This window comes from Microbacterium sp. Leaf351 (assembly GCF_001423825.1).
Classification (GTDB): domain Bacteria; phylum Actinomycetota; class Actinomycetes; order Actinomycetales; family Microbacteriaceae; genus Microbacterium; species Microbacterium ginsengisoli.
The window spans coordinates 25780-30622 of record NZ_LMPK01000009.1; the positions used below are offsets into that span (position 1 = coordinate 25780).

Annotated in this window: 3 protein-coding genes; all 3 read right to left on the bottom strand. The window is 67.7% G+C overall.

The annotated features are described in order from the left end of the window. Window positions 1-1222 (bottom strand): AMP-binding protein (locus tag ASG00_RS03375; protein ID WP_200930845.1); only part of this gene is annotated, 1222 nt, incomplete at its 3' end. Between the two features lie 152 nt (window positions 1223-1374). Beyond that, a complete protein-coding gene (locus ASG00_RS03380; protein ID WP_056206916.1) occupies window positions 1375-2829 on the bottom strand; it encodes an aldehyde dehydrogenase in 1455 nt (484 codons plus the stop codon). A gap of 105 nt (window positions 2830-2934) precedes the next feature. Then, window positions 2935-4401, bottom strand: a complete 1467-nt coding sequence (locus ASG00_RS03385; RefSeq protein WP_156454814.1) for a helix-turn-helix domain-containing protein — start codon at window positions 4399-4401, stop codon at window positions 2935-2937. Window positions 4402-4843: the final 442 nt, after the last annotated feature.

Genomic DNA, 4843 nt, shown 5'->3' on the forward strand with positions numbered 1-4843 from the left:
CCTCGTCTGCGTAGCCTATGTCGCCCGTGCGGAACCAGCCATCGGGCGTGAAGACCGCCGCGGTCGCTTCCGGGTTGTTCCAGTAGCCACGCGAGACGTTCGGCCCGCGAACCCAGAACTCGCCCGTCCGCCCGGCCACCGCGACGTCGCCCATCGTCGTGGGATCGACGACCTTGACCTCGGTGTACGGCATCGCCACACCGCACGACCCCAGCTTCTCCGACGTCATCGACGACTCGAGATAGGTCGCGAACGGCGCAGTCTCGGTGAGCCCCCAGGCCTGCTGCAGGAGGACCCCCTTCTCCGCATACGTCGCGATCAGCGCCGGTGGCACGGGTGCACCCGCAGCGATCGTCGAGCGGAGATTGCTCAGGTCGGCGTCGTCGAACCCGGGCTCACGCTGGATGCCGGCAAGCATCGCGGGCACGAGGAACATGCTGTTCACACGGAAGTTCACGAGGTCTTGCAGAGCCTGGGCCGGGACGAACGACCGCCGCACCACGAGCGTCCCGCCCCGGGTGATTGTCCGCAGTGCCAGGGCGTTGAAGCCGCCGATGTGGAACAGCGGCGCGACGGCGAGGCTCACGTCGCCGAAGCGCGTGTCGACAACCGAGTCAACGTTCACCCAGTTCCACCACAGGTTTCCGTGCGTGAGCATGACACCCTTAGCCTTGCCGGTCGAACCGGAGGTGTACAGCAGCGCTGCAAGGTCGTCGTCCGACTGACGCACGTGCGGCGGGATCTCTTCGTGCGCCGTCCGGAACGCCAGGAAGGACTGCCAGCGAGCCGACAGATCCGCGGCGGGCTCGAGAGCGGGGTCGTCGTCGACGACGAGGGCATGCCGGATCGTCAGCTCGGTCACGAAGTCGTCGATCGCAGTGGCCTGAACGGGCTCTGCGACGAGTACGTCCGGTCGCGCGTCCTCAAGCACGGCACGCACTTCGCGGGGCGCGAGCCGGAAGTTCAGCGGGACGAAAGCCGCTCCGACCCAGGTGGCGGCGAAGTAGGTGACGAGAAACGTCAGGCTGTTCAGCCCCGCGTAGGCGACCCTGTCGCCCGGCCCCACGCCGTCTGCGCGCAGCGCAGCGGCGAGGCGTCCCACGATCTGATGGAACTCGACGTACGTCACCTCTCGGCTCTCATAGTTGATCGCGACCATCTCGCTGTGGATGGCGCGGTGCCGCGCGATCAGGGGCACGGCACTGATATCGACTTCGCTCACGAAGAATCTCCCCTCGCTGGACGACAACGTCCGCTGTCAAGGATGCCGCTGCCGCTGCCTGCCCGTCAGTGTGCCGTGCCACGTCACGGCACACTGACGGACAAGGGTGACCGGGCTCCGCCGGGGCCAGGCATCCGACCCCGTTCCTCACGTCAGAGGTAGATGGACTGCGCGGTCTGATACGACGCGAGGCCCTCGGGACCGAGTTCACGTCCTATCCCGCTCGCCTTCACACCGCCGAACGGCGCCGTGGGATCGGGAAGGTATCCGTTCACCCCGATCGTGCCGGTGTGGATACGGCGAGCCACGTCGACCCCGCGGCCGTGGTCAGCCGTCCACACGCTGCCGCCGAGCCCGTAGGGGGAGTCGTTCGCGATGCGTACGGCGTGCTCGATGTCGTCGTAGGGGATCACGACGAGCACGGGCCCGAAAATCTCGTCCTGAGACACCGTCGCCGAGTTGTCGAGTCCGGTCAGCAGAGTGGGCTCGACGAACCAGCCACGGCCGAGCTCCTGCGGTCGTCCTCCACCGACGGCGACTCGGCCGCCTTCGGATCTGCCTCGGGCGATGAAGCTCTCGACGCGATCGCGCTGAGCGGAGGTCGCCATCGGCCCGACGAGTGTGGCCTCGTCGAGCGAGTCGCCGATCGGCAGAGACTGCAGCAGTCCCGCAAAGGCCTCGACGACCTCGTCGTAGCGGGATCGCGGCGCCAAGATGCGTGTGCCCGCGAAGCACGTCTGCCCGTTGTTCAGCAGTGTCGCACCATACAGGCCCTGCATGGATGCGGCGAGGTCGACATCGTCGAGGAGCACTGCGGCGGACTTGCCGCCCAGCTCGAGGGTGACCGGCCGCAGCAGCCTCCCGCAGGTCGCCGCGATCTCACGCCCCGCGGCGGTCGACCCGGTGAAGGCGATCTTGTCGATCCCCGGGTGCTCGACCAGCGCTCGGCCGGCTTCGCGTCCTCCCGGGACAATGTTGATCACGCCGGGAGGCAACTGCGCGGCCTCAACCGCTTGCGCGAACACATAGTCATCGAGCACGGTCTCGGGCGACGGCTTGACCACGATGGTGCAGCCCGACGCGAGGGCGGGGGCTATCTTGAACGACGCGAGCGTCTGCGGGTAGTTCCACGGAACGATCGCGCCGACGACACCGATGGGTATGCGCCGGACGAGCGTCGTACCCCCCAACAGACCCGGTCTCTCCTCCTCGACGGGCTGATCGCGCACGAGACCTGCATAGTACCGGTAGACCGCGGAGGGGAACACCGCCTCCAGACCGAGGGACGTGCTGATGGGCATGCCGTTCTGGCTGCTCACCAGGCGGGCGATCTCGTCCTTGCGCGCGTCAATCTCGTCGGCGAGCCGCTCGATGGCATCGGCACGCTGCCGCGGGGTCCACTGGGACCAGCCCTGCGGGTCGTCGAAGGCCCGCCGCGCCGCAGCGACAGCGGTGTCGATGTCGGCCGTGCCCGCCTCAGGGACGTCCCCGATGATCTCGCCGGTGTTCGGCGAGACCACTTCGATCCGGCTGGCCCCCGCGGGGACGACCCATCCGCCATCGATGAAGAATTGATCGTGTCGCACGATCGTGCCCTTAGTGCTCATGGCGTGCTCCTCTCTGAGTCCGTTGAGGCGAGTCTGCGCGCGAGTCAGCGACGGCGGGTGTACAAGTTCTTTACGACCTCCGTACGCCGAGGCTCGCGAGGACCCCTAGCGCGCGATGCCCAATGCGCGGATACGGCTGTACAGGGTCGGCCGGCTGATCGCGAGCAGGCGTGCGGCCTGGGCAATGTTGCCATCGACCTCGGCGAGCGTTGTAACGATCGTCTCGCGCTCGGCCTTCTCCAGCCGGCTCAGGCGCCGCGCACGATCGGTTCTGCGGTAGGCCGGAGGTAAGTCCTGAACGCTCAGCTGCCGAGTACGCCCTTCGCTCCCTGCCACATCGACGAATTTGCGGAGCTCGTGAAGATTGCCCGGCCAGTCGTGCGCACGAAGCGCCTCCAAGGCGCTGGGGGCGAGTACGAGCGGGGACCCCTCCGCCGTGAGCCCGCGGATGAGTTCAGGCAGCTCGTCCAGGCGGTCCCGCAGCGGTGGCAGGATCGTGCGATCTGTTGCGTTGGCCAGAAGAGCCGCGTGCGCGGGACTCGACGGGAGTCGGGTTCCGCAGATCAGCACGACGGCGTCGGCGGCGTCGGCAAGCAGGCGTCCCAGCGCGCTTGCGAGTGCAGGTGAGAGGGCATCCACGTCGTCGAAGACGCACGGACCGGCTTGGAGGCCGAGCGCGGCGCCCCGGAGCCATGTCGCTTCTCCGTCCAGCGACGCGGACTCCGCAGTATGGTGAGACGCCTTAGGGCCGGCAAGACGAAGCGCCTCCGTCGTCCGACCGACACCCGGTTCTCCGACGACCAACGTCAGCTCCGGGGTACGCGAGTGCTGAGGGGCACCCTCCGTGCGGGCGTGGGATGCGGCGACGCCAGACCCTGGCCGGACGTGAGGATCGATCTCCAGCAGGACGCAGTCTCCGCGCGCTCCGACGCTCTCGACCCGCACACGCGCATCCGCGCCGCTGACGAGGCGAACGAACTGCACCGGTCGGGCTTCGGCATCCGTGCTGCTGAGCGAGCGCAGCAGCGGATAGTCAGCGGGATCGACGGCATCCGTTGCGGCGGTGTTCGCCAGCACGAAGCTCGGACCCAGAGCCAGCACCGGCCTGCTCCGATGCGCCGTGCGCTCCTGATAGCGACGGAACAGCTCCAGCTCGGAGGCTTGAGACAGGTCGAGAAGACGTGCCTCGATGTCCTTCGCCGCGCGACCAAGCAGCGGTCCGAGGATCGGGGCCGCACCCTTCGCGAACCCGCTCACGTCGATAAGGCCGACGAACCTCTTCGTGATTGGATGCAGGATCGGCGTTCCATAGCAACTGAAGTCCTTCAGCGACTCCAGGTAGTGCTCCTCGCCATGAACGGCAAGGGGCCTGCGCAGCTCTCGCACAGTCCCGATGGAGTTCGTTCCCGTCAGCTCCTCGTCGAAAACCCGCCCCGGCACGCCTCCGCTTCGTTCGATCTGCCGCGCGATCGTTCGCTCGCCGAACCGTGCGCCGATGATGCACGCACGCTCGTCGGCGAGCATGACTGCGAAGGGGTAATCGACCATCGACTCGGCGATCTCCTCGATCACCGGCGCCGCAGCCCTCGTGAGCCGGCTCGCCCGCTTGACCTCAGCGAGCCGCACACGCGGGCTGCTCGGATCGAGTCCGCTGTGTTCCGATCGGCGCCACGAGTAGGCGATCTCAGGTCGCTGCGCCCGCCTCACCGGTCTCACGATCGCGCCCTCCGATCCACGCTTCACCTCGTCGTGCACAGTCGCGGTGCCCCCGACCCTAGACCTCGGTCGCCGATCTCGCGAGGTTGTTCCGCTCTCCGGCACGCATCGAGGTCGACGAGGCTGACGGACGCCGTCGCGGGTGAGTCTCCTAGCCACCTCGACAAGGAATCCCCGACCAGAGCAGCCTCGGATCAACCCGACGAGCCAAGAACCTCACCCCTTCTTAGAACCTCACCCCTTCTTGGGGCGCCAACAGTACCCTCCAATGTGATGCGTCGGCCGGGGCCGTCGCGGG

What these genes read in the sequence shown, in the direction of transcription:
- ASG00_RS03380 (WP_056206916.1), bottom strand. Translation starts at nt 2,829, where the DNA reads ATGAGCACTAAGGGCACGATCGTGCGACACGATCAATTCTTCATCGAT.